The sequence below is a fragment of the Pseudomonas sp. KH_021 genome (genome assembly GCF_057838865.1).
This window is the reverse complement of sequence record NZ_CM174477.1, coordinates 4,626,549-4,652,931: the sequence shown is the minus strand read 5'-3', so window position 1 is coordinate 4,652,931 and position 26,383 is coordinate 4,626,549. Positions and strand designations below refer to the sequence as shown.

Genomic DNA, 26,383 nt, shown 5'->3' with positions numbered 1-26,383 from the left:
CTTTGTCGCCCCTGCTGAGGTTCCAGCCACTATGTCAGCCGTTCGCAGCAAAATCTGCGGGATTACCCGGGTAGAAGATGCGTTGGCCGCTTGCGATGCCGGCGCCGACGCGATCGGCCTGGTGTTTTATGCCAAAAGCCCGCGCGCAGTCAGCGTCGAGCAAGCGCGAGCAATCATCGCGGCCCTGCCGCCGTTCGTGACCACGGTCGGGCTGTTCGTCAATGCCAGCCGCTGCGAGCTCAATGAAATTCTCGAGGCCGTGCCGCTGGATCTCCTGCAATTTCACGGCGATGAAACCCCGGCCGACTGCGAGGGCTACAACCGGCCCTACATCAAGGCCCTGCGTGTACGCCCCGGCGATGACCTGGAGGCCAGTTGCCAGGCTTATGCCAATGCCAGTGGAATCCTGCTCGATACCTTTGTCGCTGGCGTACCTGGCGGCACCGGCGAGGCCTTTGACTGGTCCCTGGTGCCAGAGCGCCTGAGCAAACCGATCATCCTGGCCGGTGGCCTGACCGCCGATAACGTCGCCCAGGCGATCGCCCGGGTGCGGCCGTATGCCGTCGATGTCAGTGGTGGGGTAGAGCAGTCCAAGGGCATCAAGGATCCACAGCGGATTGCCGCGTTCATGCAGGCGGTACGCAACGCATAGCGACTTGCTACTGCCCGGATGTGACGGTTGGCAGTCTGCTACCGTCCATACCTTCGCAGCTCTGGCTGCCGGGCCCGGATTGCGGGCGAACCGAAAATTGTTTGGGTGATGGCCTGCCGGTTGTCACTGCAAGGGTTGAAGTGGGTTTGGATCAGGGCGGTTGCCTGCTGTACGCGGCCCGCCGGAGCAAACCCTCATCGTTTGACATTTGAATAGAGCTCAAGGGCATGCGCAGGGCCTGCAACGTCACCACGTTTCAGGCTCGCGATACTGGAGAAAGAAAGCATGAGCAACTGGTTAGTAGACAAACTGATCCCTTCGATCATGCGTTCCGAGGTGAAGAAAAGCTCGGTTCCCGAGGGGCTTTGGCATAAATGTCCGTCCTGCGAGGCTGTCCTGTACCGCCCGGAACTGGAAAAGACCCTGGATGTTTGCCCCAAGTGCAACCACCACATGCGTATCGGCGCGCGCGCACGCCTGGACCTGTTCCTGGACGCTGAAGGCCGTGCCGAGCTGGGCGCTGAGCTGGAGCCGGTCGACCGCCTGAAGTTCCGCGACGGCAAGAAGTACAAGGACCGCCTGACCGGCGCCCAGAAGCAGACCGGCGAAAAAGACGCCCTGATCTCCATGAGCGGCACCTTGTTGGGCATGCCAGTCGTGGCCTGCGCCTTCGAATTCTCTTTCATGGGTGGCTCGATGGGTGCCATCGTCGGTGAGCGCTTTGTTCGCGCTGCCAACTACGCGCTGGAAAACCGTTGCCCGATGATCTGCTTCTCGGCTTCTGGTGGCGCGCGCATGCAGGAAGCCCTGATTTCCCTGATGCAGATGGCCAAGACCTCCGCCGCCCTGGCGCGCTTGCGCGAAGAAGGCCTGCCGTTCATTTCCGTGCTGACCGACCCGGTCTACGGCGGTGTATCGGCCAGCCTGGCAATGCTGGGTGATGTGATCGTGGCAGAGCCCAAGGCGCTGATCGGTTTCGCCGGCCCGCGCGTCATCGAGCAGACCGTTCGCGAAAAACTGCCAGAAGGCTTCCAGCGTAGCGAATTCCTGCTGGAGCATGGCGCTATCGACATGATCATTTCCCGTCATGAACTGCGCCCACGCCTGGGTAGCCTGCTGGCACAGTTCATGGGCCTGCCGACGCCGAAATTCGTCGCCACCCCGATCGAGCCGATGGTCGTTCCACCGGCTCCTGCCACGGTATGACACAGCGTAGCCTGGGCGACTGGCTCGCCTACCTCGAACAGCTGCATCCGTCAGCCATCGACATGGGGCTTGAGCGTTCGCAGCAAGTGGCGAGCCGGCTCGGCCTGGGCAAGCCGGCAGCACGGGTAATTACCGTAACCGGCACCAACGGCAAGGGCTCCACCTGTGCCTTCGTCGCCTCGCTGTTAGCGGCGCAAGGGCTCAAGGTTGGGGTCTATGCCTCGCCGCACCTGTTGCGTTACAACGAGCGGGTGCAGATTGCCGGTGTCTACGCCCGCGATCAGGCACTGTGTGAAGCCTTTGCTGCCGTCGAGGCGGCGCGTGGCGAAATTTCCCTGACCTATTTCGAGATGGGCACCCTGGCGGCCTTCTGGTTATTCCAGCGCGCAGCCCTGGACGCCGTGGTGCTGGAAGTTGGCCTGGGCGGTCGTCTGGATGCGGTCAACCTGGTGGATGCCGACCTGGCCCTGGTGACCAGTATTGGTATCGACCACAGCGACTGGTTGGGCGACAGCCGCGAGTCGGTGGCGTTCGAAAAAGCTGGCATCTTCCGTACCGGCAAGCCAGCCCTGTGTGGTGATCTGGATCCGCCGCAGCCGCTGCGGGATCAGGCTGCCAATCTGGGCAGCCCGTTTTACCTGCGCGGCCGTGACTATGATCTGGGCATTACCGACCAGGCCTGGCATTGGCGAGGTCTGGATGGGCAAGGTCAACGCGTTGAACTGACCGACCTGCCGTTGCTTGACCTGCCAATGGAAAACGCCGCCCTGGCACTGCAGGCCTACCTTCTGCTCGAACTGCCCTGGGATGCCGGACAGATTGCTGCAGCGCTGCAACGCACTCGCGTTGTCGGACGCCTGGATCGGCGCAGTGTGGTCTGGAAGGGCAAGCCACTGAACCTGCTGCTAGATGTAGGGCACAACCCACATGCAGCCTCATACCTGGCCACCCGTCTGACCGCTCGTCCGGTCAAGGGGCGCCGCCTGGCGGTGTTCGGTTTGCTGGCTGACAAGGATCTGGAGGGCGTGATCACCGAGCTCAACGGCCTGGTCCAGCATTGGGCGGTCACACCCTTGCCCACGGCTCGCACCCGGTCGGCTGATGAAATATCGGCTGCCTTGCAGAACCTTGGCGCTGCGGTAACCTCTTATGCAAGCGTGACGGCTGCGCTTGAGGCGCAACTTGATCGAGCCACGGCCGAAGACGAAATTCTGCTGTTCGGATCATTTTTCTGTGTCGGTGAAGCCCTGGAGTGGTTGGCCCGTCCTGCCAAGGAGTGAGTGACAAATGGCTTTGCTCGATAGCGTGGTCAAGCAGCGCATGGTTGGTGCGCTGGTCCTGGTGGCGTTGGCGGTGATTTTCCTGCCAATGCTGTTTTCCCGTGAGGATGAACAGCGCCAGGTGCGTGTCGAGGCCCCCGTGGCACCGGCCGCACCCACCCTGCCAGAGGTTCAGGTCGAGCCTGTACAGGTTCCAGAACCTGAGGTAATCCCGGAACCGACCGCCGAGCCAACGCCATCAACACCCAGTATCCCGATTGCTCCAGCACCAGCACCAGCACCCGCTCCTGCGGCACAAACGGCGCCTGCGGTTGCTGCCAGCAAGCCAGCGCCGGCGTCCGCCGCCAAGCCTGCAGTACCGTCGGTCGCCAGCGCGGCCAAGCCGGACAGTGCGGGCAAGAAAGTCGATGGCAATGGCTTGCCGGTCAGTTGGTCGATCCAGTTAGCCAGCCTGTCCAACCGGGCCAATGCCGAGGCCATGCAAAAAAAACTGCGCAGTCAAGGATATAACGCCTATATCCGCACCAGTGGTGGCATGAACCGGGTGTTCGTCGGGCCGTTGGTCGAGCGCGCCGAAGCCGATCGTCTGCGTGATTTGTTGGGCCGCCAGCAAAACCTCAAGGGTTTTGTGGTGCGCTTCCAGCCTGAACGCGGCTAAACCTGCCCCTCTCAACGCATTAGCGGCTTACCGACGGGCTAGCGCTCTGCTAAAATGCGGCGCCTAATCTGTCTGTAGGCTGCACTGTGGCATTTACCTGGGTCGACTGGGCGATCATCGCGATCATCGCCATTTCATGTTTGATCAGTTTGAAGCGCGGCTTCGTCAAGGAAGCCTTGTCGTTGCTCACCTGGATCGTTGCCGGGGCGGTCGCCTGGATGTTCGGTGGCTCGCTGTCGCAGTACCTGGAAAGTTATATTCAAACACCGTCAGCCCGCATTATTGCCGGCTGCGCCATTTTGTTCGTGGCCACCTTGCTGGTCGGCGCGATGGTCAATTTCCTCATCGGCGAACTGATCCGCGTCACCGGGCTTTCCGGGACCGATCGCTTCCTGGGCATGGCCTTTGGTGCCGCCCGTGGTGGCTTGCTGGTGGTGGTGGCTGCCGGGCTGTTGAGCCTGGGGCCGGTACAACAGGATCCTTGGTGGCAGGAGTCTCGTCTTCTGCCCCAATTTCTATTGGTCGCCGACTGGTCGAAAAACCTCATATTGGGGATGTCCAGTCAGTGGCTTGCCAGCGGAATCAGCGCACCGGCTGACATTCCGTTCAAGGAGCAACTCCTGGGGCCCAAGGCGCCTTGAGTGTTGCTCAGTTCAGATTCATTAAGTAGGGGTTGCGTCGCATGTGTGGCATCGTCGGTATCGTCGGTAAGTCGAACGTCAATCAGGCGCTGTATGACGCGCTAACCGTCCTCCAGCACCGCGGCCAGGACGCTGCCGGTATTGTGACCAGCCATGAGGGCCGGTTATTCCTGCGCAAGGACAACGGGCTGGTTCGCGATGTGTTCCAGCAGCGTCATATGCAGCGCCTGGTAGGGCACATGGGTATCGGCCACGTCCGTTACCCGACGGCGGGCAGCTCGACCTCGGCCGAGGCCCAGCCGTTCTACGTCAACTCGCCATATGGCATTACTCTGGCTCACAACGGTAACCTGACCAACGTTGAACAGTTGGCCAAGGAGATCTACGAGTCCGATCTGCGTCACGTCAACACCAATTCCGATTCGGAAGTACTGCTCAACGTTTTCGCCCATGAGCTGGCGGTGCGTGGCAAGCTGCAGCCGACTGAAGAAGACGTGTTCGCGGCAGTCACTGACGTGCACAACCGCTGCCGTGGCGGCTATGCCGTGGTGGCAATGATCACCGGTTACGGGATCGTCGGTTTCCGCGACCCGAACGCCATTCGTCCGATCGTGTTCGGCCAGCGTCATACCGACGAAGGCGTCGAGTACATGATTGCCTCCGAAAGCGTCTCGCTGGACGTGCTGGGCTTCACCCTGATTCGCGACCTCGCGCCGGGCGAAGCGGTGTATATCACCGAAGAGGGCAAGCTGCACACCCGCCAGTGCGCGACCAATCCGCAATACAATCCATGCATCTTCGAGCACGTCTACCTGGCCCGTCCTGATTCGATCATCGACGGCGTCTCGGTCTACAAGGCGCGCCTGCGCATGGGCGAGAAGCTCGCGGACAAAATCCTGCGCGAGCGCCCGGACCACGACATCGACGTGGTTATCCCAATCCCGGACACCAGCCGTACAGCGGCATTGCAGCTGGCGAACCACTTGGGCGTGAAGTTTCGCGAAGGCTTCGTGAAAAACCGCTATATCGGCCGGACCTTCATCATGCCTGGCCAGGCGGCACGCAAGAAATCCGTACGCCAGAAGCTCAACGCCATTGAACTGGAATTTCGCGGCAAGAACGTGATGCTGGTGGACGACTCGATCGTTCGCGGCACCACCTGCAAGCAGATCATCCAGATGGCCCGTGAGGCCGGCGCCAAGAACGTCTACTTCTGCTCGGCGGCCCCAGCGGTTCGCTACCCGAACGTCTACGGCATCGACATGCCAAGCGCCCACGAGCTGATCGCACACAACCGCACCACCCAGGATGTGGCCGACCTGATCGGCGCTGACTGGCTGGTCTACCAGGATCTCGAAGACCTGATCGAAGCGGTCGGTGGCGGCAAGATCAAGATCGAGCATTTCGACTGCGCAGTATTCGATGGCAAGTACGTCACCGGCGACGTCGACGAGGCTTACCTGGACAAGATCGAGCAGGCGCGTAACGACGCCTCCAAGGTCAAGACCCAGGCCGTCAGCGCGATCATCGACCTTTACAACAATTGAGGAACGGCGGCATGACACAGGATTGGGATGCCGGGCGACTGGACAGCGACCTGGAAGGGGTTGGATTTGACACGCTGGCGGTACGCGCAGGCCAGCACCGCACACCCGAAGGTGAGCACAGCGATCCGCTGTTCTTCACTTCCAGCTACGTGTTCCGTACCGCGGCCGATGCCGCGGCACGGTTCGCCGGCGAAGTACCGGGCAACGTTTATTCGCGTTACACCAACCCGACCGTGCGGTCCTTTGAGGAGCGTATTGCTGCCCTGGAAGGCGCCGAGCAGGCGGTTGCGACCTCAACCGGCATGTCGGCGATCCTGTCGACAGTCATGAGTTTGTGCAGCGCTGGCGACCATGTGCTGGTGTCGCAGAGCGTGTTCGGCTCGACCATCAGCCTGTTCGAGAAGTACTTCAAGCGCTTTGGCGTGCAAGTCGACTACGTGCCCCTGGTCGATGTGGCCGGCTGGGAAGCGGCCATCAAGGCCAATACCCGCCTGCTGTTCGTCGAGACACCGTCCAACCCGTTGGCCGAGCTGGTCGACATCACAGCTCTGGCCGAAGTGGCGCACGCCAAGGGCGCCATGCTGGTGGTGGACAACTGCTTCAGCACCCCGGCCTTGCAGCAACCGCTCAAGCTGGGCGCCGACATCGTCGTGCACTCGGCCACCAAGTTCATCGACGGCCAGGGCCGTTGCATGGGCGGTGTGGTCGCCGGTCGCAGCGAGCAAATGAAAGAAGTGGTGGGTTTCCTGCGCACCGCGGGCCCGTCATTGAGCCCGTTCAACGCCTGGATCTTCCTCAAGGGCCTGGAAACGCTGAACCTGCGCATGCGCGCTCATTGTGCCAATGCTCAGGTACTGGCCGAGTGGCTGGAGCAGCAGGAGGGCATCGAGAAGGTGCATTACGCTGGCTTGGCCAGCCATCCGCAGCACGAACTGGCCAAGCGCCAGATGAGTGGCTTCGGTGCAGTGGTGAGCTTTGAGGTCAAGGGCGGTAAAGAGGGCGCCTGGCGCTTTATCGACGCCACCCGCTTGATTTCGATCACCGCCAACCTGGGTGACAGCAAGACCACCATCACCCACCCAGGCACCACCTCTCACGGCCGTCTGTCGCCGCAGGAGCGTGAGGCCGCGGGTATTCGCGACAGCCTGATCCGGGTTGCCGTGGGCCTGGAAGACGTGGCTGACCTGCAAGCCGACCTGGCACGGGGCCTGGCTGCCCTGTGATCGACTGGTCCAGTGGCGGCCCTGGACACAATGGCCGTGTGGCGCTGGTGACCGGCGCGGCACGGGGCATTGGCCTGGGCATTGCCGCTTGGCTGGTCAGCGAAGGTTGGCAGGTGGTGCTCACCGACCTTGACCGTGCCCGTGGTACCAAGGTCGCCAAGGTGCTGGGCGAGAACGCCTGGTTTATCGGCATGGATGTCGCCGATGAAAACCAGGTCATCCTCGGCGTTGCCGAGGTGCTCGGCCAATTCGGCCGGCTCGATGCACTGGTGTGCAACGCAGCCGTCGCCGATCCGCACAACGCCCCCCTTGAAATACTCAACCTTGCGCACTGGAACCGTGTGCTGGCGGTGAACCTGAGTGGGCCGATGTTGTTGGCCAAGCATTGTGCGCCTTACCTGCGTGCGCATTGCGGCGCCATCGTTAATTTGGCTTCGACTCGGGCCGGGCAATCGGAACCCGATAGCGAAGCCTACGCCGCCAGCAAAGGTGGGCTCTTGGCGTTGACTCATGCCCTGGCGATCAGCCTTGGCCCTGAGGTCAGGGTCAATGCGGTCAGCCCCGGCTGGATTGATGCACGAGACCCCTCTGTGCGCCGCGCACAACCTTTAAGCGACACAGATCATGCCCAGCATCCAGCGGGCAGGGTAGGGACGGTAGAGGATGTAGCTGCGGCAGTGGCCTGGTTGTTGTCGAAAAATGCAGGCTTCGTGACCGGGCAGGAATTCGTGGTCGACGGCGGTATGACCAAGAAGATGATTTGGGCTTAAAGCAGGTCCTGAGTTTTGTGCGGTTTGGATAGGTAGCAGTAAAGGTCGTTTTGAAGCTTTTTTAAAAAAACTTCAATCAGGGTATTGACTTAGGTCCGCTACCTGCGTAAATTTCGCGGCCTCAGGGAAGCAAAGCTAGCAAGCGAAAGCGAAGCGAAGCAAGAGGGTGATTAGCTCAGCTGGTTAGAGCATCTGCCTTACAAGCAGAGGGTCGGCGGTTCGAATCCGTCATCACCCACCACTCCTTGGGATGTTCCTGATTCAAGCTTCCAAAAGAAGTGTTGAACAAGAGAGGAATCGGACGAAAGTCCACACTATGCGCAGCGGTAGTTCAGTCGGTTAGAATACCGGCCTGTCACGCCGGGGGTCGCGGGTTCGAGTCCCGTCCGCTGCGCCACTTTTCTCCAGATCGGGGTAATATCCGGTTTGAGGTTTGAAGGCACCGAAGCCTTCATGCCAGATCCCAGTTTCAATCAGGCGAAAGTCTGAGCGATACGCAGCGGTAGTTCAGTCGGTTAGAATACCGGCCTGTCACGCCGGGGGTCGCGGGTTCGAGTCCCGTCCGCTGCGCCATATCCGCCTCGAGGCCCTTGAACTCCTCGAGGCAACAAAGAAAGCGACCTTAGGGTCGCTTTTTTTGTGCCTGTTATTTTGTATGGGTTTAAAGTTCAAAAAGCCCAGTCGAACGCTGGGCTTTTTTGTGGCCAATATTCTGCGCCACTTCGAATGCATCAGGCACACCGAGCAGGGGAGACTTGATGAACGACTCCTTGAACGCTGAACGCATTGCCCCCGGCTTGAGCGGCGTGCCCGAAACCACGCTGATGACCCTCTGGCACCGCTCGGCCTACGCCGATGGCCCCCAGAACCTGCTCGATGATTCGTTGGTCAGGGATCTGGTCACACGCATCGATTACGATTTCAAAGGCCACTTCGGCAACCCTAATCCAGCCATTGCTATCCGCTCACGGTACGCGGATGACCTGCTGCGGGATTTTCTGCGGCATTACCCGGATGCAAGCGTGGTGGTTTTGGGCGAAGGCCTGGAAACCCAGTTCTGGCGCGTTGATAACGGCCGGATGCAGTGGTTCAGTGTCGACTTGGCCGAATCCATTGCCCTGCGCCAGCGTCTGCTGCCGGCCCATGAGCGCAATACCCTGATCGCCTGCTCGGCGCTGGACGATGCCTGGATCGATCAAGTCCTGGCGCACACCCAAGGGCCGCTCTTCATCAGCGCAGCGGGCTTGCTGATGTACTTCACCGAGGTACAGGTGCTGACACTGTTGCGTACCCTCGTCAGCCGCTTCAAGACGGGGGAAGTCTTCTTCGACACCATCCCGCCCTGGTTCTCGCGCATGACGCTGCGTGGCTGGAAGCTCACGCCTCGCTATACCGCACCGCCCATGCCGTGGGGCATTCGGCTGGGGAATATCAAGGCGTTTACCAGGCAGGTGCTGGGGCTGGAGTTGCTGGAAAGCCAGACGTATGCCGATCCTTATCCGCAGTTTGTGCGGGTGTTGGCGGTGATTGCGAAAATACCGTTAGCACGCGATCGCTGGGCACCGGGGTTGGTGCATTGTCGGTTTTAAGAGGAAGCAGTGTTTTGGGAGTGATTCCCAGTGTCGTCGATGTGTATCCGCCATTGCTCTGGTGTACGTTATTCGACGATCTGCCGGCAGCCCGCCTGAAAGACATAGCCCCCTTGCTGGTGTGCGTCGATGACCTGGCTAGGCCTCTGGGGCAATACCTCGCTGTGCTTCAATGCAGGCCATTGATACGGTTGTAGATCCGAAACGCTAATCGGACAATAGCAGGTCCCCACAGAAGCAGAATGATGAATCGGAGCATTTGCACTGTGACCACAAAAGACATGTCAACTGAGGTGCCTGCTGCGATGATCGCGATGGAATCGACGCCACCAGGGCTCGTTGCCAAGTAGGCCGTTAACGGATCGATGTCAAAAAGCACGACCAACAAGTGGCCAGCAAAGTAGCAGCTCGCGATCATGGCCAAAAGCATCAACACTACACGAGGAAACGACTGTCTGGCAGCAAGTCTTACTTTTGAAGAAAACCTTAAGCCAACGCTCCAGCCCAATATAACGAAGCCTGCTGTCAAAACGTAACTTGGAGGATGCACGGGGATTTCAAAGAGATTCGCCATGCTGGCCAAGATTATAGGTGCTACAAAGTTTGCTGCAGGAGAGTTGGTGAGCTTGGAAACTGCCATGCTGCTAGCAATAATGGCGATAGAATTAAACATCCCCATTGTTTCCTGAGGAGGCAGTCCCTCATTGATAGATGCACCGCCGCCACCCATAACAAACGACGCGATAAGCGTAACTAAGACAACTCGCAAATATTGAATGAAAGCGACGAGGCCAGGGTCCGCGCCATGCTGTTCAGACATGACGATCATCATTGGGGCTGCTCCTGGAAGAGCGCCCCACAACCCAGTTGAACCTGGGAGGAGCCTGGACTTCATGACAAGCATTCCTGTGATCAAGCTCAACAGCAATACCAGAGCGACAATCGATAAAGAAATATAGATCGGAATGCCGGTGCTGCTCATCAATTCAGGATGTAATGAACTTCCAATGAAAACCCCGACGGCTGCCTGTGAAAAATTAGCGCAGTGGCGGTGCAAGCGTAGTTCGCAGCCGCAGGCGACAATAAAAATACCCGACAGCATCGCTCCAATCATTAAAGCAGCCGGTACGCCGGCTGCTTTAATGATCACGGTGACGAGTGTGGTCATGATGATTAGTGTCAACCATCCAGCTATTTTATTCTTAGGAAGCAAAACTCTCGTCACTGCGGTTCTCCATAAAATTAACAGCCTAATTATCGAACACCACCACGCGGGAGCCGGCGGCTACTTCATGGAAAACAGGACGATTACTTTCAGGTCATTCTCGAGTTGCCCGCCCACCTGATAACAGAAAGCGCAGCGGCACGTCATTGGCATCGCATAAGATGTGAATTTTAGTCGTCATGCCCCCCTGCTGCGCCTGAGGGCATGGTCTTACGGATCATTAGGCCCATTTTTTTGGTGCCTGATGAGGCTCGCTTTGCACGAACAGCAGTGGAGTCGATCATCCAGGTTTCCACGTCGATCAGGCCTTGCTCGTTCAACTGGATGTGAAGTCGCTTAAGCATCTGGTCGAAAGTCCCACGATTACGCCAGTCGCGAAAGCGTTGATATACCGTTGACCACGGGCCGAAGCGCTCGGGCATGTCACGCCAGGCGGCGCCTGAACAGAGCACCCACAGCATGCCGTTGAGCATCAGGCGATCATCTGCTCGTGGACGTCCGTTTCGGCGGGGTTCACTGAAGATGTTTGCAACCAGATCCCAGGCTGCGTCGGAGAGTTCGTACCGTTTGGCCATCGTGGGCTCCTGCCTTTGATGGATGCGAACTCTACTGATTCCTGAAGTTTGCGGGAGTCAAATGAGTTTCGGCGGATTTCGTACAGAACCTAGAACGCGATCTCTGGGCAGCGGGTTGGTGCATTGTCGGTTTTAAAAGCGAGCGGTGCTTTGGGATGACTCACATGAAGTCAGTGGGTGTTTAACTTCTAGAGAAATTTCCTAGGAAATTTCCAGAAATCTTTCAGAACCGTCCCCTTTAATCGCGATGTTGTTTGCCTTTCTACTGTCAGCTCCCGTCTAAAAGGAGCGTCGAAATGGCGAACAAGCCCCGCCACCTTATCTGGCTCAGACAGCTTGAGCACGCTTGCCAGCAAGTTGGCATCAGCCATCTGGATATCATCATCGACCAATGCGCCTGCGAAGGCCCATTGATCCCCAGTGTTGTCGATGTGTATCCGGCCATGCCCTGGTGTTCTTTATTTGACGATCTGCCGGAAGCCGGCCTGAAAGACATTGCCCCCTTGCTGGTGCGCGTCGATCTGGCGATCCCTTTGCAACGGCACTGGCTGATGGGGCTGATACACCGGTATGAAAAGGACCCGGTGGTGCTGACGCTGATCTCTGTATGGCGGTTCCAGACGCTGGCCGGGCATCTGGGGCAATGCCTCACAGCAAGCAACGACGGCTACGAAGGCCTGCTGCGATATTACGACCCGCGCTTGTTTCCCCTGTTTTTCAGTGATGTTTTGCAACCCGGACAGCAGCAGCCCTGGCTGCGGCCGGCTGTACTGTGGAGCTGGCTTGATCGAGACGGGCTTCCCCAGTTGCTGGCTGGGGCGCCCGATGTGCCGCAAAGCCCCGAATGCTTCAGTCAAGTGGTGCTCAGCGACGGTCAAGTGCAAATCCTTGAGTGTGCTAGCGATGCCACCTTGGCAATGGCCAACCTACATGGCGCTTTTCCAGCGGATTGGGGGCGCGAACGGCGTTTCCAGGTCTGTTACACCGCCATGTTGGAAGCCACTCGGATCGGTTTGCTGTTGGACTCGGAGCGTGAGGCCTTCGTCATCGACAGGCTGCAATGCGCGTGAGTCTCTGGAGCTTGCGCAGGCAAAAACTCAACGTGGCGACCCATTGCCTCGCTGCCGCATTGCTACTTGCTCCAAGCGCTTATGCCAGCACCATTGAAGGTATCAATCACACCCACTGGGCTATCAACCGCTTCAGTGTCGATGGCCGTTCGGGGATCGACATTATCGGGTCTTATCAGGCGGGAGGGGGCGGTTGTTGTTTTATCGCTCCTGCCAAATGGCAGCCGGGGATGGCGGTGCGAGTGGATTGGGAAACGGGAGTGGCCTATCCCGATGGCTTTCCCGGCTATGCCGACTGGCCCAAGTACTTAGATTGGGAAAGAAAAATCGATGCTCAAAATCGTCGACATACCAAAATCGTCCCAATCCCCGACTACATCCACCAAAAAGTCTGCGGTATCACCGTGCACTTCCTGCCTTGTGACGACCTTCAAGTCACCACCTCCTGCCATGCCTACGGCAGTCCCGAATACCCCATCAAAACCCCTCTGCATTTGCCGGAGCCGCAATCATGTCCGAAATAAACCATGCCACCGTGTGGTACCCACCACAGTTCCCGCTTGAGGGTCGCTTGCCCAACAGTGACGTCCAGGTTTACCAAAATATTCAAAAACAGCGCCAGCTAGCGGAGGACTATCACGATGGCTTGTGCCTGGCGGCCGGCTCTCGTGTGCTGCACCCCTGCACTAAGACCTTGCACATCAGCCTGTGCTTCGATGGCACCGGCAATAACCTGAACCATGACCTCTACGAGTCCGAGATTCCGCATCCGACCAATATTGCCCGCTTGTTTCGTGCCAGCATTGGCGAAGGCCATGCCGGGGGTACGACACACAACGGCAGCAAGGCGCGGGGCCTGACCGATACCGACGGCAATGGTGAGTACTACAAGTACTACCTGCCCGGTGTCGGAACGCCGTTCGCAGAGTTGGACGATCTCGATTTCAGCGGCGATGGCCTGGCCTTTGCTCGCGGTGGTGAAAAGCGGATCAACTGGGCGCTGTTGATGATCATCGACGCTCTGCGCCGTGCGCTGAAGCAGCCCAGGCTGGACAACCGGGCGCTGCGCATCGCTGTCGATGCCATGGGCACAGTGTCGGGGATGGAATGGGCCTTAGGGCATAGCAACCGCGCCATCGAAATGCGCAAGCAACTGGTGGCCCTGCAGAAGCCTCTGGGCATTGCCTTGAGCCAGCCTTTTCCCGGTCACCCAAAATTGCTGGGGATTCGCTTGTACGTCTACGGATTTTCTCGAGGGGCGGCAGCGGCGCGGGCTTTCGTCAACTGGTTGAATCGGTTGTTGTCTCCTGCAGAAGCCACGCCGTGCCTGGTACTCGGTGACTTGAAGCTTCCGATCAGCGTGGAATACCTGGGGCTGTTGGATACGGTGGTGTCGGTGGGGATTGCCGACTTGGCGCCGGGGGCGAAGGGCCATATGGGCTGGGGCGACGGTAGTCAGGAACTGCCCAGTGAGAAACTGCTCAAACGCTGCCTGCATATTGTCGCCAGCCATGAGCAGCGGCTGAGCTTTCCTTCGGAGTCGATACGGCGCGAGAGTGGGGAGTATCCGGCCAACAGTGTTGAGGTGATTTACCCAGGTGTGCATTCGGACCAGGGTGGTGGGTATCCGCCGGGGGATCAGGGAAAAGCTATTGGTGAGGACGACGGGTTACTGCTTTCGCAGATCGCCCTGCATGATCTATACAGTGATGCTTTTGCTCACGGTGCTCCACTGAAGGTGCCGAAGGAAATTTTGCCAGTCGATTTGCGCTATGAGCCTTGGAGAGCCATGGAGTTCGCGGTAATGAAAGAGTTTGATGTGCATCCTATTCTTGCAGAGCGCTTCAACGCCTGGCGGCAAGTAACTTTGAATCTATCTCCTGCTCCTGAACCACTGTCTCGCGAGCAATCCGAACGCTACCAACCGTCACCCGCCAACGTTCGCCTGGAAGAGGCCATGCGCAACCAGATGGACTGGCTCACCGCCTGGCGCATCGAGCGCTACGGCTTCGCCAGCCTGAAAAATGGTTCTTCACGGATTGCCGGGAAAAGCGCATTTGATCTTCAAGAAGAAAAATGCGCTGTCCCGGTAGCCGTAAGCCATTCGCTTGATGACCTTGATCCGATTGTTGATCCCCTCTAGTTGGCCTGTGTGCATTGGCCATCGAACTCTGCTCAAAATGCCTCGCCAGTAACCGCTCAGCCTTTTCGCGAACTGGATCAACGAAGGAATGCCGCTCTGCTTGGCATGCCCCATCCATTGTTTCCACGCCCTACGCCATTCCCACGCTGTTTCGCTCGACCATAGCGCTTTGAGCTCAGCCTTCATGATATAGACCGTCATCAGCGACTGATTGGCATCCAATAAATCCTGCAGATGTACCTGCTGCTCTTGGCTCTTCAGATTTTCGGGGTTGCGCAGCAAGAGCCAGCGGGCCTGCTTGACCACCTTTCTCGCCGGTTTGTCATGGCGCAGTCGGTTAGCCTCGTCGACTCGTACCCTGTCGATGACTTCACGACCGTATTTGGCGATGACATGAAACAGGTCGTAGACCACTCGCGCATTGCGGCAGTGATGTTTCACTTCCAGATCGAAGGCCGTATTCATATCCATGGCGACCGCTTCGATTTGTGAACACCGCTCTGGCCCCAGATCCTCGAAAAACGAGCGTATAGCTATCCGGCTGCGCCCTTCACCCACCCACAAAACGCGACGCGTATCGGCATCCAAGATCACGCTGGCGTAGCGATGCCCCTTGAACAAGGCGAACTCATCCATCACCAAGCGCTTGGGCTCGGCCTCGGGTAGTTCATGCAATGTTTGCTCAAGCGCGCGACGCTCCAGGACGCGCACTGTTTCCCAGTGCAGGCCAAAGAGTTGAGCGACATGGAGCGTTGCCATCTGGCGACAGGCTTTGATGACCGCTTGGCAAAGCCTTGCGCTAAGCCTGGCGTACCGATCAAGCCAACTGACCGACTCCATCCGAGTCCCGCAGTCCAGGCAACGCAGGCGTCTAAAAACAGCGGTAAGCGTGACAGGGTGGCCAAGAATTGGCAGATCCCGAATGGATCGCTCTGACTGGTCGTGGACAGCAAGGCAGGGCTTGAGGCAGCCGCTGCAAAGAGGAATCTGATTAGGTCGAGGGGTTAGGTTGATCTGGAGAGAGCCGCCAACGACTTGGGCGGAAGCCACAGAAAATCCATCCCAAAAAGGCAGGATCGTATTAATATCTGGCATGAGAACGGCGGTTTGGTTGATGGGTTTGCTCGCACGAACATCATCGGTCAAATCGCCGTTCTTTTTTGTCTATTTCCCAGGATTCCGTGAAGAACCTGAAAAATACCCCTTTCTACTTGCAGGCCAGCGACACCCACGCGGACCCCAAGGCCCGCCAACTCGCCGAGGCCGAACATCAGAAACAACAAGCCGCCATTCAGAAACGCCGCGAGCTCCAGCGCAGCTTGCAACGCGCCTACCAGCCCGAGCCCCCTCCGGAACCCGGCCTCCCAAATTTCGAGCCCGACTTAGCACAAACCCAACTGCGCGAAGCCGCCGAAGAGTTCGCCAGGATCTATCGCGACCTCGACAGCGATCCCTACCTGACGTTTCTGCGCCGCGTTAGGTGGTTATACGTCCCGGCCATGATTACCTATCTGGCCAGCGCCGACACCCGCGCCGAGCGTCAGCGCATGAAGGTCGCCGCCCAGCCCAAGGTCACCCTTGTGTTTCCGCCACCGCCGCGCGAGTGGAACCACACCGACCAGACCAACCGCGGCAACGTCGATGAAAGCCGCAATGCCAGCGCACCGGAAGGATTATTGCGAGCCCTGTTCGATGATCAGGTCCACGACTCACGGGCCTGGTTTCTGCACACCGCCCTCAATGGCACGTACTGGAAGGTATCGGTCGCGGCGGGGCGCGAACCCTGGGGCAGCTATTTCTGTGAGCGCATGGTGTTCTTCGGCAATGCCGACCGCAGGACGCTGGCGCTGTTCAGTGGCGACCAGGCCTCGACGCTCATGGCCGGCCTGGCCCTGCCGGACACAGATTCCGCCTATGCGGTTCAGCCGCGAGTGATGGATGCTCAGTATTTTGCCGAAGCGCAACAAGCGATCGCTGCGCACTGGGAAGCCTATTACGCCCAGATGAACGAGGTGAGCGATGTCTAAGGGTGAGTCCCCCAACCGGTGCCGACCCAGGCAGACACTGGCGCTGGCCTGCGGTTTGGTGGGTGCGATGCTGGCCCACGCTGTTCAGGCCAGTACTATCGAAGCCATCAACCACACTCACTGGGCCATCAACCGCTTCAGTGTCGATGGCCGTTCAGGGATCGACATCATTGGGCCTTATCAGGGGGGCGGGGGTGGGTGCTGCTATATCGCTCCTGCCAAATGGCAGCCGGGAATGACGGTGCGCGTCGATTGGGAAACGGGAGTGGCCTATCCCGATGGTTTTCCCGGGTTTGCAGATAGGCCTAAGTACAAGGCTTGGGTTACTAAAAACGATGCGCAAACTCGTCGACATACTCAAGTCGTCCCCATTTCCGACTACACCCACCAAAAAGTCTGCGGCATCACCGTGCATTTCCTGTCCTGCGATAACCTTGAGGTGACTACGTCCTGCCATGCCTACGGCAGCCCCGAATACCCCATCAAGACCCCACTGCATCTGCCGGAGCCGCAATCATGCCCGAAGTAAAGCATCAAGCAGTTGTACCGCCTCAATGGGGCCTCAAACCAGCGATTCCAGATCATCCGATACGCCTCAAAACTCCACCCCATAACTCAAAATCACCCGATTCTCATCCGCCCCATCATAGTAAGTCGACCGCGCCGTCGCATTGCGCCAACGCACCCCAAGATTCTTCAACGGCCCGCTCTGCACCACATAAGCGATGTCCGTCGTACGCTCCCATTCCCGGCCTTCATCTCCCGCCACCCGCAACAGCGCAGCCTTGCGGGTGCTGATGTGCTGCGGGTCGACGTTGTCACCCTTTACATACCGCAAGGTGAAGGTCAGGCCCGGCAGGCCCTGGGCGGCGAAGTCGTAGTCGTAGCGGGCGTGCCAGGCGCGTTCGTCTTGCAGGGCGAAGGTGCTGACCTGCTGTTCGCTGAATAAGTAGGTATCACTGCCGCCTACATACGCATAGGCCGTGTCGCCGGAGATTTTCTGATAGCCGCCGCTCAGGCGATGGGCGCCAAGTTGGTAGCCGAAGTTGCTGCTGATGACGCGGTTGTCCACTTCGCCGACTTTCTCGGCACCGCTTTGCTTGGCGGTGAAGTAGCGCAGTTCGGTGAAGGCTTTGCCGGGGCCGAGGTTGATGCTGTATTTAAGGCCGGTGAAGTAGCGCCGGTAAAAATCCTCAAGCTCGCTGGCTTGACCGCTCAGGGTCAGGGCAGGGGTTGCCTGGTAGTCAAGGCCGGCATAACGGTAGCCATCGCTGGTCACGGCAGTGGAGTAGGCGCCGAGCTGGCTCATGGTGGTCAGGTCTTCGGAGTTGCTGGAGTCGCGTTGCTTGACCTTGTCGACACGCCCGGCCGTGACGGTCAGTTTGTCCACTTCCTTGAACAGGATTTGCCCGCCATTGAATACTTGCGGGAACAGTCGGCTACTGTTGCTGGCCAGCAATGGCAATGCCGGGGAAAGCCCGCCGTAGCGCAGTTCGGTCTTGCTGATTCTGGCCTTGGCGGTGAGGGCGAATTTGGCATAGTCGTCTTCGGCGCGGCCATCGCTGCCGCGGGGCAGCAGGCCGGTGCCGGTGCGGTCGGGGCTGGAATCAAGCTTCAGGCCGAGCATGCCGATGGCGTCCAGGCCGACGCCCAGGGGGCCGTCGGTGAAGCCCGATTGTAGGTTCAACTGGAAACCCTGTGCCCACTCTTCTCGTTTTGACTGGCTGGGGAAACCGTCGCGAAAGTCGCGGCTGAAATAGAAATTCTTCAATTCGAGTTTGCCGCTGGAGTCGGCAACGAAATCAGCAAAGGCGGGTGTGGTCAGCATGCCGAGTGCAACGGCAATGCCCAGGCGAGTGGGTTGGCGCGTCATCGTCTTGAACCTTGTTTTATTGTTATGAGTGTTCGGTGGGGGCTGCTCGCCGGCGAGCCGGCTCCCACAGAGGGCAGGCTAAGGAAGGGAGGGGGGGACGAAAAGACGTGTTTTGCGCGGTGATCCATCGCCAAAGACGATGGATGGGTTCTGCTAAGTCGCCCAATCGCGGTCTGAACTGTAAGGTAAATGACACCCAATTCATGCACCGTGCGCTGTCGATGTGATGCACAATAGCGCAGACCTTTTCTTCAGGATCCGCAATGTCAAAATCAACCGGCTTCGGTGCGCTTGGGCTGGCACTCGTGCTGGCAGGTGTCGCGGGCTGTTCTTCACAACAAAAAGCCGCCATCTACGAGCATGAAAACTTCGATGACTCCAGCACCTTCTCGCGCACCTTCGATGTGAGCGATGCTGCCTCCTGCGAGGCGGCACGGCGTGCCTTGCTCAGCCAGGGCTATATCATCACCAGCAGCGGCCCAGGCCAGGTTGCGGGCAACAAGAGCTTTCAGCAGACGGGCGACTCGCACCTGCAGATCAGCTTCAACGTGGTCTGTGCTGCCGACAGCAGCGATGAGCACCGCTCGACCATGTTCGCCAATGCCCTGCAAGATCGGTACGCACTGAAAAAGGTCAACAACTCGGCGAGCCTGGGCGTGGGTGTGCTGGGATCGGTGTCGATGCCCATTGGCTCCAGCGACGATTCGATGGTCAAGGTGGCCAGTGAAACCGTGGCCTCGAGCAAGTTCTACGAGCGCTATTTCGCCTTGGTCGAAAACTTTTTGCCTTCCGAGAAGAAAAAGCCCAGCAAAGCACCCGAGCCTGCCAAGCAGGGCAATGAACTCGGTGTACCCGAGCAGGCGCCGGCAGCGGTAAGCCTTGCCCCGAAAACCGAAACGGCCCCGCCAGCGGTTGAGTCCGCGCCGCTTGCCGCACCTACCGAACCTGCCGCGCAAGCTGCCGACGACGCTCAACCCACCTCTCAGCCTGTCGCTCCGCCGCCTGAGGCGCAACCCATCGTTGTCGAACCTGCAGCGGTCAGCGATGCCCCGGTTGATCCTGCACCTGCCGCGAGCGAGACCGCTGGTACCTCCACACCATGATTGCGCGACGGGCGGGATAAATTCCGCCCGAGCTGCTACGTTTGTTTTTCAGGAGCCTACTTGTCATGTTTTCTTCATCCAGGCACTTTAGGGTGAAGGCAAGACAAGTGAACTCAATGACCTGAATCAGACGAAGGAGCCCGCAAATGGACGATTACCAAGAAGAGTTGCTCGAGTACCAAGCGTTTGAACTGGATCCGCCAGAACCTGCGGACGACGCTACAGAGCTTTGAATTACCCTCAGGCTGTTTGCCGCTGACTGCGGCGAAACTCGCCGGGTGTCTGGCTGCTCCAGCGTTTGAAGGCACGGGCAAAGGCCTCGGCTGAAGCAAACCCCAGCAGAAAGGCGATTTCGCCGAAAGCCAGTTCCGTGTCACGGATATAGGCCATGGCCAGGTCGCGGCGGGTGTCATTGAGGATGGCGCGAAACTGAGTGCCTTCCTCGGCCAACTTGCGACGCAATGTCCAGGTCGGCAGGTTCAAGCGCGCCGCCACTTCCTCCAGATCCGGTTCACTCCCGCCATTGAGCAAAGGCCCCAACAGGCGGCTGATGCGCTCGCGCAAACTGCGGGTACGGGTGGTCTGCTCCAGTTCCTTTTCACACAACTCCAGCAAGTGCCGCCAGGTGCCCGGGCAGTGCTGGGGATTGCGCAGGTTCAGGCTGGTGTGACTGAGGCGCAGTTGGTTATGGGGCGATTCGAATCGCGCTGGCTGCTGGCACAGGTCCTGGTACTGGGCTGCATACACCGGCTCGCAGAACTCGATGTCCAGGCGTTGCGCCTTCAATGCCACCTCACACAGGCTTGATAACTGGGCGAGCCAGCCGGACAGGATCGAGTCCACCACAAAGCGGTTATAGGCGTTGTAGGGGCTGATCGAATAAAAACGCAGCCAGGCGCCTTCATGATCCTCATGGAAGCTCGACTGGCCCCGGTAGTTGGACGCGTACAGTGGCTCGAAGCGGATCAGCGTGCGGGCCGCTTCTCGCACATTGGGGGCTTGGGCTGCCGTAACGCCGGCAAGCCCGGCATGGCTCAAGCGGGTACAACGACCCATGTGCAGGCCCAGCGCGGGGTTGCCGGTCAACTGGATGGCGGCATGACCCAGGCGCATGTAGCGGGGAATCGACAGTCGTGCCTGGGGTTCGGCCAGCCGGGCCGGGTCCAGGCCGTATTGCTCGAGCAAGGTGGTGGGGTCCGCGCCGGCGGAGCGTACGGCATCGGCCAAGCCATGGATGAAACCCACCGACAAATCTCCAAGGCGTACCCGTGGCCGATTCATCGCGCTACAGCCACAGGTTCAGCAGGCGCGCGCCACGCATGCTGATGCCAGGGCTGGCCTCGCCAAAGCGGCCGGTAAAACTGACGCCCTCACTGGAGCGGTCCCAGAAACGGCCGTGCATGAACACGCTGATGCTGGCCTTCACGCTGGCGGCGCGGGCATTGCCCGCAATCGTCAGTTGCTGCCAGGCTTGGCCTTCAGTCACCTGACCCGCTTGCAGCAAGGGTTGCGCCGGGGTAGAGCGCTTCGGGTAACCCGACCAGGGTTCTGACCAGCGGCCCACGTTCTCCAGGTAAGCCGGGATGGCGATCAGTTCAGCCGCTTGGCTTTCGAGTTTCCGATAATTGTCCGGGTACCAGCTGTCGCTGCCGATCAGGATGCCCAGCCGGCCAGCCGGAGTGTCGAGCACTTGCAGGATAGGGTCGGCTGCCTCGAGGTAGCGCCGTGTCTTGCGGTCGGGATACAGCTGGCGTTGTGGCTGCCCCAGGGCGCGGCCTTCGCGGTCGAATACCACGCTGCTGTTATACAGCGCGCCGCTACCGATTTTCAGTTGGCCGTCCTCTACCCGCGGGTTGGGCAGGACGATGGTGCCGGCCACCACGGTCACGCCAAATTCGCGGGCCAGGCCGCCGAACAGGCTCTGGTAATCCTCAGCCATGCGCCGGGCCTTCATGCGCAGGCGAGCGTCTGCCATACGGTCGCGGCCCTCGGCGCGAAGCCAGGCGGCGGCAAATTGCAGCGGATTGCTCAGGGCCAGCCAGTTTTGCGCTTCGTCACGGTGAAGAGCCTGGTAGAACTCTTCTTTTTCGCCTGTGGTCCACAGCCAGGTGCCGATGTGCTCGGGTAACACCACGATGGTTTTGCTGCTCAGAAAACCCTTGGCCCGGGCGTGTTCCAGATAGGCCGTCAGCTTGCGGTGCAGGCGGTCCACGCTTTGGTAGTCGCCCAGGAATAGTTCGGGCTCGATCCCTAGCAGATTGCCGCGCTCGGCCGGCACCCCTTGCTCCAGGGCCACCTGGATGCGCAGGTCGGACAGGTAATGCCCGACCGGTCGCTGCCCGGCCCACAGTGCATAACCGCACACCGTGGCGAGAAGGATGATTGCAACAATGCCAATCAGAAGTTTGCGCATGAAAAGACAGCATAGACCTGGTGAAGAAATACAGCGCAAGGGTAGTCCTGCTGCGCGTTTGGATCAATAACTTGTCATTTTCGGTCATTGAGACCTGTCAAACGCCCGTTTAATGTCGGTAGCCATAAACGACGAGGGCCTCGATGCCTTCGCATACCGTGAACACGCCGTCGTGGAGTCGCTATGACCAACGCTCATTACCCCAATTTGCTTGCCCCGCTGGACCTGGGCTTCACCACGCTTCGCAATCGCACCTTGATGGGCTCGATGCACACCGGCCTTGAAGAAAAAACCGGCGGATTCGAACGCATGGCCGCCTACTTTGCTGAGCGTGCCCAAGGCGGTGTAGGCCTGATAGTGACGGGCGGCATCGCACCCAACGAAGAGGGTGTGACGTATAACGGCGCGGCCAAGCTGACCACGCCCCAGGAAGCACAGCAGCACCGTGTGATCACACAGGCGGTGCATGAGGCCGGTGGCAAGATCTGCATGCAAATCCTGCATACCGGTCGCTATGCCTACAGCCCCAAACTGGTCGCGCCCAGTGCCCTCCAGGCGCCGATCAACCCATTGACGCCTCGTGAGCTGGATGAAGAGGGGATCGAAAAGCAGATCCAGGACTTCGTCAATTGCGCGGTGTTGGCGCAAAACGCTGACTATGACGGCGTCGAAATCATGGGTTCGGAAGGCTATTTCATTAATCAGTTCCTTGCCGTCCACACCAACCATCGCACCGACCGCTGGGGTGGGAACTACGAGAACCGCATGCGCCTTGCCGTAGACATCGTCAGTCGGGTGCGTGAAGCGGTGGGGCCGCGCTTCATCATCATCTTCCGCCTATCGATGCTCGATCTGGTCGAAGGGGGCAGCAGTTGGGAAGAAATCGTGCAACTGGCCCAGGCCATCGAGCAGGCCGGAGCCACCTTGCTCAACACGGGCATCGGTTGGCACGAGGCGCGGATTCCAACCATCGCCACCAAGGTGCCTCGCGCTGCGTTCAGCAAGGTCACGGCGAAGCTGCGCGGCTCGGTGAAGATTCCGGTGATCACCACCAATCGTATCAACACACCACAGGTCGCCGAGCAAATCCTCGCTGAAGGTGACGCTGACATGGTCTCAATGGCGCGACCGTTTCTGGCAGACCCTGAATTTGTGAACAAGGCAGCCGCTGGCCGGGGCGATGAAATCAATACCTGCATCGGTTGCAACCAGGCCTGCCTGGATCACATCTTCGGCGGCAAACTGACCAGTTGCCTGGTCAACCCGCGTGCCTGCCATGAAACCGAGCTCAATTACCTGCCGGTGCGCCAAGTCAAGAAAATCGCAGTGGTGGGTGCCGGCCCTGCCGGGCTTGCGGCAGCAACAGTGGCGGCGGAGCGTGGGCATCAGGTCACGTTGTTTGATTCGGGCAGCGAGATCGGTGGCCAGTTCAACGTCGCCAAGCGGGTGCCGGGCAAGGAAGAGTTCTTCGAGACCCTGCGGTACTTCAAGCGCAAGCTGGCGACCACGGGTGTGGAGTTGTGCCTCAATACGCGGGTCGACAATCAGGCCCTGGTCCAGGGTGGGTTCGACGAAATCATCCTGGCCACCGGTATCGCTCCACGTCTGCCGGCAATTCCAGGCATCGAGCACGAGAAGGTGCTGAGTTATCTGGATGTGCTGCTGGAGCGCAAGGCAGTCGGGCATAACGTGGCGGTGATCGGTGCCGGTGGCATCGGTTTTGACGTGTCGGAGTTTCTGGTGCATCAAGGCGTTGCCACCAGCCAGGATCGTGAAGCGTTCTGGAAAGAGTGGGGTATCGACCCGCTGCTTGAGGCCCGTGGTGGTGTCGCTGGCATTCGCCCGACACCTCACGCGCCGGCGCGGCAGGTCTACCTGCTGCAACGCAAGAAATCCAAGGTGGGCGATGGGCTGGGCAAGACCACTGGCTGGATTCACCGCACGGGGCTGAAAAACAAACACGTGCAAATGCTCAGCAGCGTCGAGTACCTGAACATCGACGACGCCGGCCTGCATGTGCGGGTGGCTGGCGGCGAGCCGCAAGTACTCGCGGTGGACAACGTGATCATCTGCGCAGGCCAGGACCCGTTGCGTGAACTGCACGACGGGCTGGTAGCGGCGGGTCAATCGGTACACCTGATTGGCGGTGCAGACGTGGCTGCGGAACTGGACGCCAAGCGCGCTATCAACCAGGGTTCGCGGTTGGCGGCAGCACTCTGATAGGCGTATCGCGCGCAGTCTGTGCTGTTAGACTGCGCGCTCGCAGGTTTTCAGGGTATCGCTGCAGTGTCTGTTTCCGTTTTCGATGACCTAGAGCATCTGCCGCTGGCGCCTTTGCAGAGGTTGTCGCTGGGTTGGTTGGCGCAGGCGGGTGTCGAAGTGGCCATTCTGCGCCTGGACGTGTTCGACCCTCTGATCAGTGGCAATAAAGCATTCAAACTCCTCGATTTCTTGCGTCAGGCCCGTGAAGCCAAGGCGCCGGGGCTGATCAGCCTGGGCGGCGCCTGGTCCAATCACTTGCATGCCCTGGCCGCAGCCGGACAGCGTTTCGGTTTTGCTACAGCCGGCCTGCTGCGCGGGCACCCTCAGGACACCGCTACCGTCCGTGATCTACTGGCCATGGGTATGCAACTGCATTGGCTGGGTTACGGCGGCTACCGAGAGCGCCATCAGCCAGGTTTCTGGGTGCCATGGCTGCAGCAATATCCCGGCTGGCAGGTGATTCCCGAAGGGGGTGGTGGACTGCCTGGGGCGCTGGGCTGCGCGCAGATCGTCCGCCAGGCGCGTGCGCAATTGGCCGCTTTGGGCTGGGATGATTACAGCGCCTGGTGGCTGGCGGCTGGCACGGGCACCACGGTTGCCGGGTTGGTGCTGGCCGAACGTGGTGAGCACCCGGTCGTGGGTGCCATGACGGTCCCCCCTGACCATGGCGTTCGCCAGAACATCGAGTCGATCGTGATGCCCGGCGAGGGCATGCTGGAGCTGCTTGATGCCAGTCGCGGCGGCTTTGCCAAGACCGACGCGCAGTTGTTGGCCTTTATCCAGGACAGCGAGCAGGAGACGGGCGTGCCACTGGAGCCGGTCTACACCGGCAAGGCCTTGCTGGCGCTGCGCGAGCGTGTGCAGGCCGGCGCCATTGCAGTCGGGACGCGGCTGATCTTCGTGCATACCGGCGGTTTGCAGGGCCGTCGTGGCTTTGCTTAATCGCGCTGTAGGAGCGACGGGGGCGCCTAGACCTTGGTCGCGATGGCGTCACCGCGGTCTTGACTGACTATCGCGGTGACGCCATCGCAGGTAAACCTTGCTCCTACAGGGGTCGGGGGATGTTTGGGTGGCTCAGACACCCGGTACGTTCGGCCACAAGTCTGAGACCAGAAACAGGCGTTCGGCTTCTTCCCAGTGTCCATCAAGGGTTTGCTGCAGACGCACCAACAGTTGGGCCGGTGCCAGGGGATCGAGTTCGGCCAGCCATTGTTCGAGCCGTTCCAGTTCCCAGGTTTGCTCCACCGGGTAATGGGCTGGCGCCAGCCAGGCATGGCGGGGCAGGGGTTGCCAGCGGCCCTGGGGGCTTTGAGCGAGGAATGCTGGCCAGTCTCGCTGATGCAGCCAACGGCCCTTGAGATGACGCGGGTGCGCGCCGACGGGAGAGTCAGCATGGCCGGGCCAGGGGTAAAGAAGGTAGCCGCCCAACCACAATTGGGCCGTGAATTCGTGAATATCCAGTTGCGCCAGCACGGCACGGCTCTCGGCGCGAGCCGAGATTGGCAATTGGTGATGGGCCAGGTGGTCAAGCTTGCGATCCAGCCGGTCATGGCAGCCGGGGCCCAGCCAATGCGCGGGGTCCAGCCCGTCACCTCGCTGGGGGCCCAGATACAGCTTGATCGCCAGCTCCAGGTGGTGCACTCCCTCCAGGTCGCGCAGCAGGATATCCAGCTCACCCAGAGTATGCCCGGCCTGACGAATCGGCAGGTTGGCGGCAATCAGCTCCACCCCGGGTGCGGCCTTGAGGGCGAATTGCCAGAGTCGCTCGTAGTACAGGCCCAGGCGTCGGGTGGCGCCTTTTTCCAGCCAATCGAGCAGCGGAGCACTGTCGTCGTCCAACGCTTCTAGCCATTGGCGCAAGCGCTCAGGCTCGGCCACCCAATGACTGCCGGTGAGCGGATGGCGTTGCGGCCATGGGGTATCGCTCAGCATAGGGGGGGCAAGAATCACCCACGCCAGATCGCGCACCTGAGGGTGACGCAATTGGCGAGGCAGCTCGGCAAGGCTTGGGAACGGGTTCATTCAGGGAGCATAGCCCTTGCGCAGGCCACAACGGTAGCTCACTGGGTGTTTGCCGCTAACCAACCCTTTCGCCCATAATCAGCTTTTTTGGCCAGTATCGGTTC

At 59.7% G+C, this 26,383-nt stretch carries 23 protein-coding genes, 3 tRNA genes and 1 pseudogene; 20 read left to right on the top strand and 7 right to left on the bottom strand.

The features are described from left to right. The first annotated feature begins 31 nt into the window (after positions 1–31). The 12 genes from AC3IX4_RS21440 to AC3IX4_RS21385 all read left to right on the top strand — a co-directional run bounded on the left by AC3IX4_RS21440 (position 32) and on the right by AC3IX4_RS21385 (position 9,566). Complete coding sequence (locus AC3IX4_RS21440; RefSeq protein ID WP_489257382.1) at positions 32–652, top strand: phosphoribosylanthranilate isomerase; 621 nt, start codon at positions 32–34, stop codon at positions 650–652. Between the two features lie 285 nt (positions 653–937). After that, entirely contained in the window at positions 938–1,858 is a 921-nt protein-coding gene (gene accD, locus AC3IX4_RS21435) for an acetyl-CoA carboxylase, carboxyltransferase subunit beta (RefSeq protein WP_489257381.1), read from the top strand. Beyond that, complete coding sequence (gene folC, locus AC3IX4_RS21430; RefSeq protein ID WP_489257380.1) at positions 1,855–3,138, top strand: bifunctional tetrahydrofolate synthase/dihydrofolate synthase; 1,284 nt, start codon at positions 1,855–1,857, stop codon at positions 3,136–3,138. Before accD ends, folC begins: the two co-directional genes overlap by 4 nt. A gap of 7 nt (positions 3,139–3,145) precedes the next feature. After that, positions 3,146–3,796 (top strand): SPOR domain-containing protein, encoded by a 651-nt coding sequence (locus AC3IX4_RS21425; RefSeq protein WP_489257379.1) that lies wholly within the window; start codon positions 3,146–3,148, stop codon positions 3,794–3,796. 86 nt (positions 3,797–3,882) lie between these two features. Next, positions 3,883–4,437, top strand: a complete 555-nt coding sequence (locus AC3IX4_RS21420; RefSeq protein WP_489257378.1) for a CvpA family protein — start codon at positions 3,883–3,885, stop codon at positions 4,435–4,437. A gap of 41 nt (positions 4,438–4,478) precedes the next feature. Next, positions 4,479–5,984, top strand: a complete 1,506-nt coding sequence (gene purF / locus AC3IX4_RS21415) for an amidophosphoribosyltransferase (protein WP_489257377.1) — start codon at positions 4,479–4,481, stop codon at positions 5,982–5,984. An 11-nt stretch (positions 5,985–5,995) separates the two neighbouring features. Continuing rightward, on the top strand, positions 5,996–7,207 hold the full coding sequence (locus AC3IX4_RS21410; protein ID WP_489257376.1) for an O-succinylhomoserine sulfhydrylase: 1,212 nt from the start codon (positions 5,996–5,998) through the stop codon (positions 7,205–7,207). After that, complete coding sequence (locus AC3IX4_RS21405) at positions 7,207–7,977, top strand: SDR family oxidoreductase (protein ID WP_489261335.1); 771 nt, start codon at positions 7,207–7,209, stop codon at positions 7,975–7,977. Before AC3IX4_RS21410 ends, AC3IX4_RS21405 begins: the two co-directional genes overlap by 1 nt. A 164-nt stretch (positions 7,978–8,141) precedes the next feature. Further along, a tRNA-Val gene (locus AC3IX4_RS21400) sits at positions 8,142–8,218 on the top strand. 79 nt (positions 8,219–8,297) lie between these two features. Then, positions 8,298–8,374 (top strand) — tRNA-Asp (locus AC3IX4_RS21395). A gap of 99 nt (positions 8,375–8,473) precedes the next feature. Then, positions 8,474–8,550 (top strand) — tRNA-Asp (locus tag AC3IX4_RS21390). A gap of 185 nt (positions 8,551–8,735) precedes the next feature. Next, the gene (locus tag AC3IX4_RS21385; protein WP_489257375.1) at positions 8,736–9,566 is read left to right on the top strand and encodes a class I SAM-dependent methyltransferase; all 831 of its coding nucleotides are present in this window, start codon (positions 8,736–8,738) and stop codon (positions 9,564–9,566) included. Positions 9,567–9,735: 169 nt separating this feature from the next. On the opposite strand, the gene AC3IX4_RS21380 is transcribed toward AC3IX4_RS21385, so the two are convergent. Together AC3IX4_RS21380 and AC3IX4_RS21375 are read right to left on the bottom strand one after the other, a co-directional pair. After that, on the bottom strand, positions 9,736–10,791 hold the full coding sequence (locus tag AC3IX4_RS21380) for an AbrB family transcriptional regulator (protein ID WP_489257374.1): 1,056 nt from the start codon (positions 10,789–10,791) through the stop codon (positions 9,736–9,738). A gap of 103 nt (positions 10,792–10,894) precedes the next feature. Next, a pseudogene (locus AC3IX4_RS21375) lies at positions 10,895–11,366 on the bottom strand (IS5 family transposase); the annotation flags it as partial. A 296-nt stretch (positions 11,367–11,662) separates the two neighbouring features. Between AC3IX4_RS21375 and tla1 the strand changes: the two are divergent. From tla1 to AC3IX4_RS21360, 3 genes are read left to right on the top strand one after another with little or no spacing between them, the layout of a single operon-like run. Further along, positions 11,663–12,436 (top strand): toxin Tle1 chaperone Tla1, encoded by a 774-nt coding sequence (gene tla1, locus AC3IX4_RS21370; protein ID WP_489257373.1) that lies wholly within the window; start codon positions 11,663–11,665, stop codon positions 12,434–12,436. Then, the gene (gene tli1a / locus AC3IX4_RS21365) at positions 12,427–12,960 is read left to right on the top strand and encodes a Tli1a family immunity protein (RefSeq protein WP_489257372.1); all 534 of its coding nucleotides are present in this window, start codon (positions 12,427–12,429) and stop codon (positions 12,958–12,960) included. The genes tla1 and tli1a (AC3IX4_RS21365) overlap by 10 nt, the downstream gene beginning before the upstream one ends. After that, entirely contained in the window at positions 12,948–14,579 is a 1,632-nt protein-coding gene (locus tag AC3IX4_RS21360) for a T6SS phospholipase effector Tle1-like catalytic domain-containing protein (protein ID WP_489257371.1), read from the top strand. Before tli1a (AC3IX4_RS21365) ends, AC3IX4_RS21360 begins: the two co-directional genes overlap by 13 nt. Here AC3IX4_RS21360 and AC3IX4_RS21355 read toward each other — a convergent pair. Continuing rightward, a complete protein-coding gene (locus tag AC3IX4_RS21355; protein WP_489256731.1) occupies positions 14,469–15,674 on the bottom strand; it encodes an ISL3 family transposase in 1,206 nt (401 codons plus the stop codon). The genes AC3IX4_RS21360 and AC3IX4_RS21355 overlap by 111 nt on opposite strands. A gap of 86 nt (positions 15,675–15,760) precedes the next feature. On the opposite strand from AC3IX4_RS21355, the gene AC3IX4_RS21350 reads away from it, so the two are divergent. Next, positions 15,761–16,606 (top strand): T6SS phospholipase effector Tle1-like catalytic domain-containing protein, encoded by an 846-nt coding sequence (locus tag AC3IX4_RS21350; protein WP_489257370.1) that lies wholly within the window; start codon positions 15,761–15,763, stop codon positions 16,604–16,606. Between the two features lie 67 nt (positions 16,607–16,673). Next, on the top strand, positions 16,674–17,135 hold the full coding sequence (gene tli1a, locus AC3IX4_RS21345; protein WP_489261334.1) for a Tli1a family immunity protein: 462 nt from the start codon (positions 16,674–16,676) through the stop codon (positions 17,133–17,135). Positions 17,136–17,201: 66 nt separating this feature from the next. Here tli1a (AC3IX4_RS21345) and AC3IX4_RS21340 read toward each other — a convergent pair whose 3' ends face one another. Then, entirely contained in the window at positions 17,202–18,479 is a 1,278-nt protein-coding gene (locus tag AC3IX4_RS21340; protein ID WP_489257369.1) for an OprD family porin, read from the bottom strand. A 263-nt stretch (positions 18,480–18,742) separates the two neighbouring features. Here AC3IX4_RS21340 and AC3IX4_RS21335 point away from each other — a divergent pair, with 263 nt between their 5' ends. Beyond that, complete coding sequence (locus tag AC3IX4_RS21335; RefSeq protein ID WP_489257368.1) at positions 18,743–19,582, top strand: DUF2242 domain-containing protein; 840 nt, start codon at positions 18,743–18,745, stop codon at positions 19,580–19,582. A gap of 240 nt (positions 19,583–19,822) precedes the next feature. Here the strand turns inward: AC3IX4_RS21335 and AC3IX4_RS21330 are convergent, their stop codons facing one another. Both AC3IX4_RS21330 and AC3IX4_RS21325 read right to left on the bottom strand, forming a co-directional pair. Continuing rightward, positions 19,823–20,863: an AraC family transcriptional regulator gene (locus tag AC3IX4_RS21330; RefSeq protein WP_489257367.1), complete on the bottom strand. Its 1,041-nt coding sequence runs from the start codon at positions 20,861–20,863 to the stop codon at positions 19,823–19,825. 4 nt (positions 20,864–20,867) lie between these two features. Then, positions 20,868–21,995: a nitrilase-related carbon-nitrogen hydrolase gene (locus AC3IX4_RS21325; protein WP_489257366.1), complete on the bottom strand. Its 1,128-nt coding sequence runs from the start codon at positions 21,993–21,995 to the stop codon at positions 20,868–20,870. Between the two features lie 183 nt (positions 21,996–22,178). On the opposite strand from AC3IX4_RS21325, the gene AC3IX4_RS21320 reads away from it, so the two are divergent. After that, positions 22,179–24,215 carry an oxidoreductase gene (locus AC3IX4_RS21320; RefSeq protein ID WP_489257365.1) on the top strand — a complete coding sequence of 679 codons (2,037 nt, stop codon included), beginning with the start codon at positions 22,179–22,181 and terminating at the stop codon, positions 24,213–24,215. 66 nt (positions 24,216–24,281) lie between these two features. Next, on the top strand, positions 24,282–25,199 hold the full coding sequence (locus tag AC3IX4_RS21315; protein ID WP_489257364.1) for a 1-aminocyclopropane-1-carboxylate deaminase/D-cysteine desulfhydrase: 918 nt from the start codon (positions 24,282–24,284) through the stop codon (positions 25,197–25,199). Between the two features lie 132 nt (positions 25,200–25,331). Here the strand turns inward: AC3IX4_RS21315 and AC3IX4_RS21310 are convergent, their stop codons facing one another. Beyond that, positions 25,332–26,279 (bottom strand): DUF1853 family protein, encoded by a 948-nt coding sequence (locus AC3IX4_RS21310; RefSeq protein WP_489257363.1) that lies wholly within the window; start codon positions 26,277–26,279, stop codon positions 25,332–25,334. Positions 26,280–26,383: the final 104 nt, after the last annotated feature.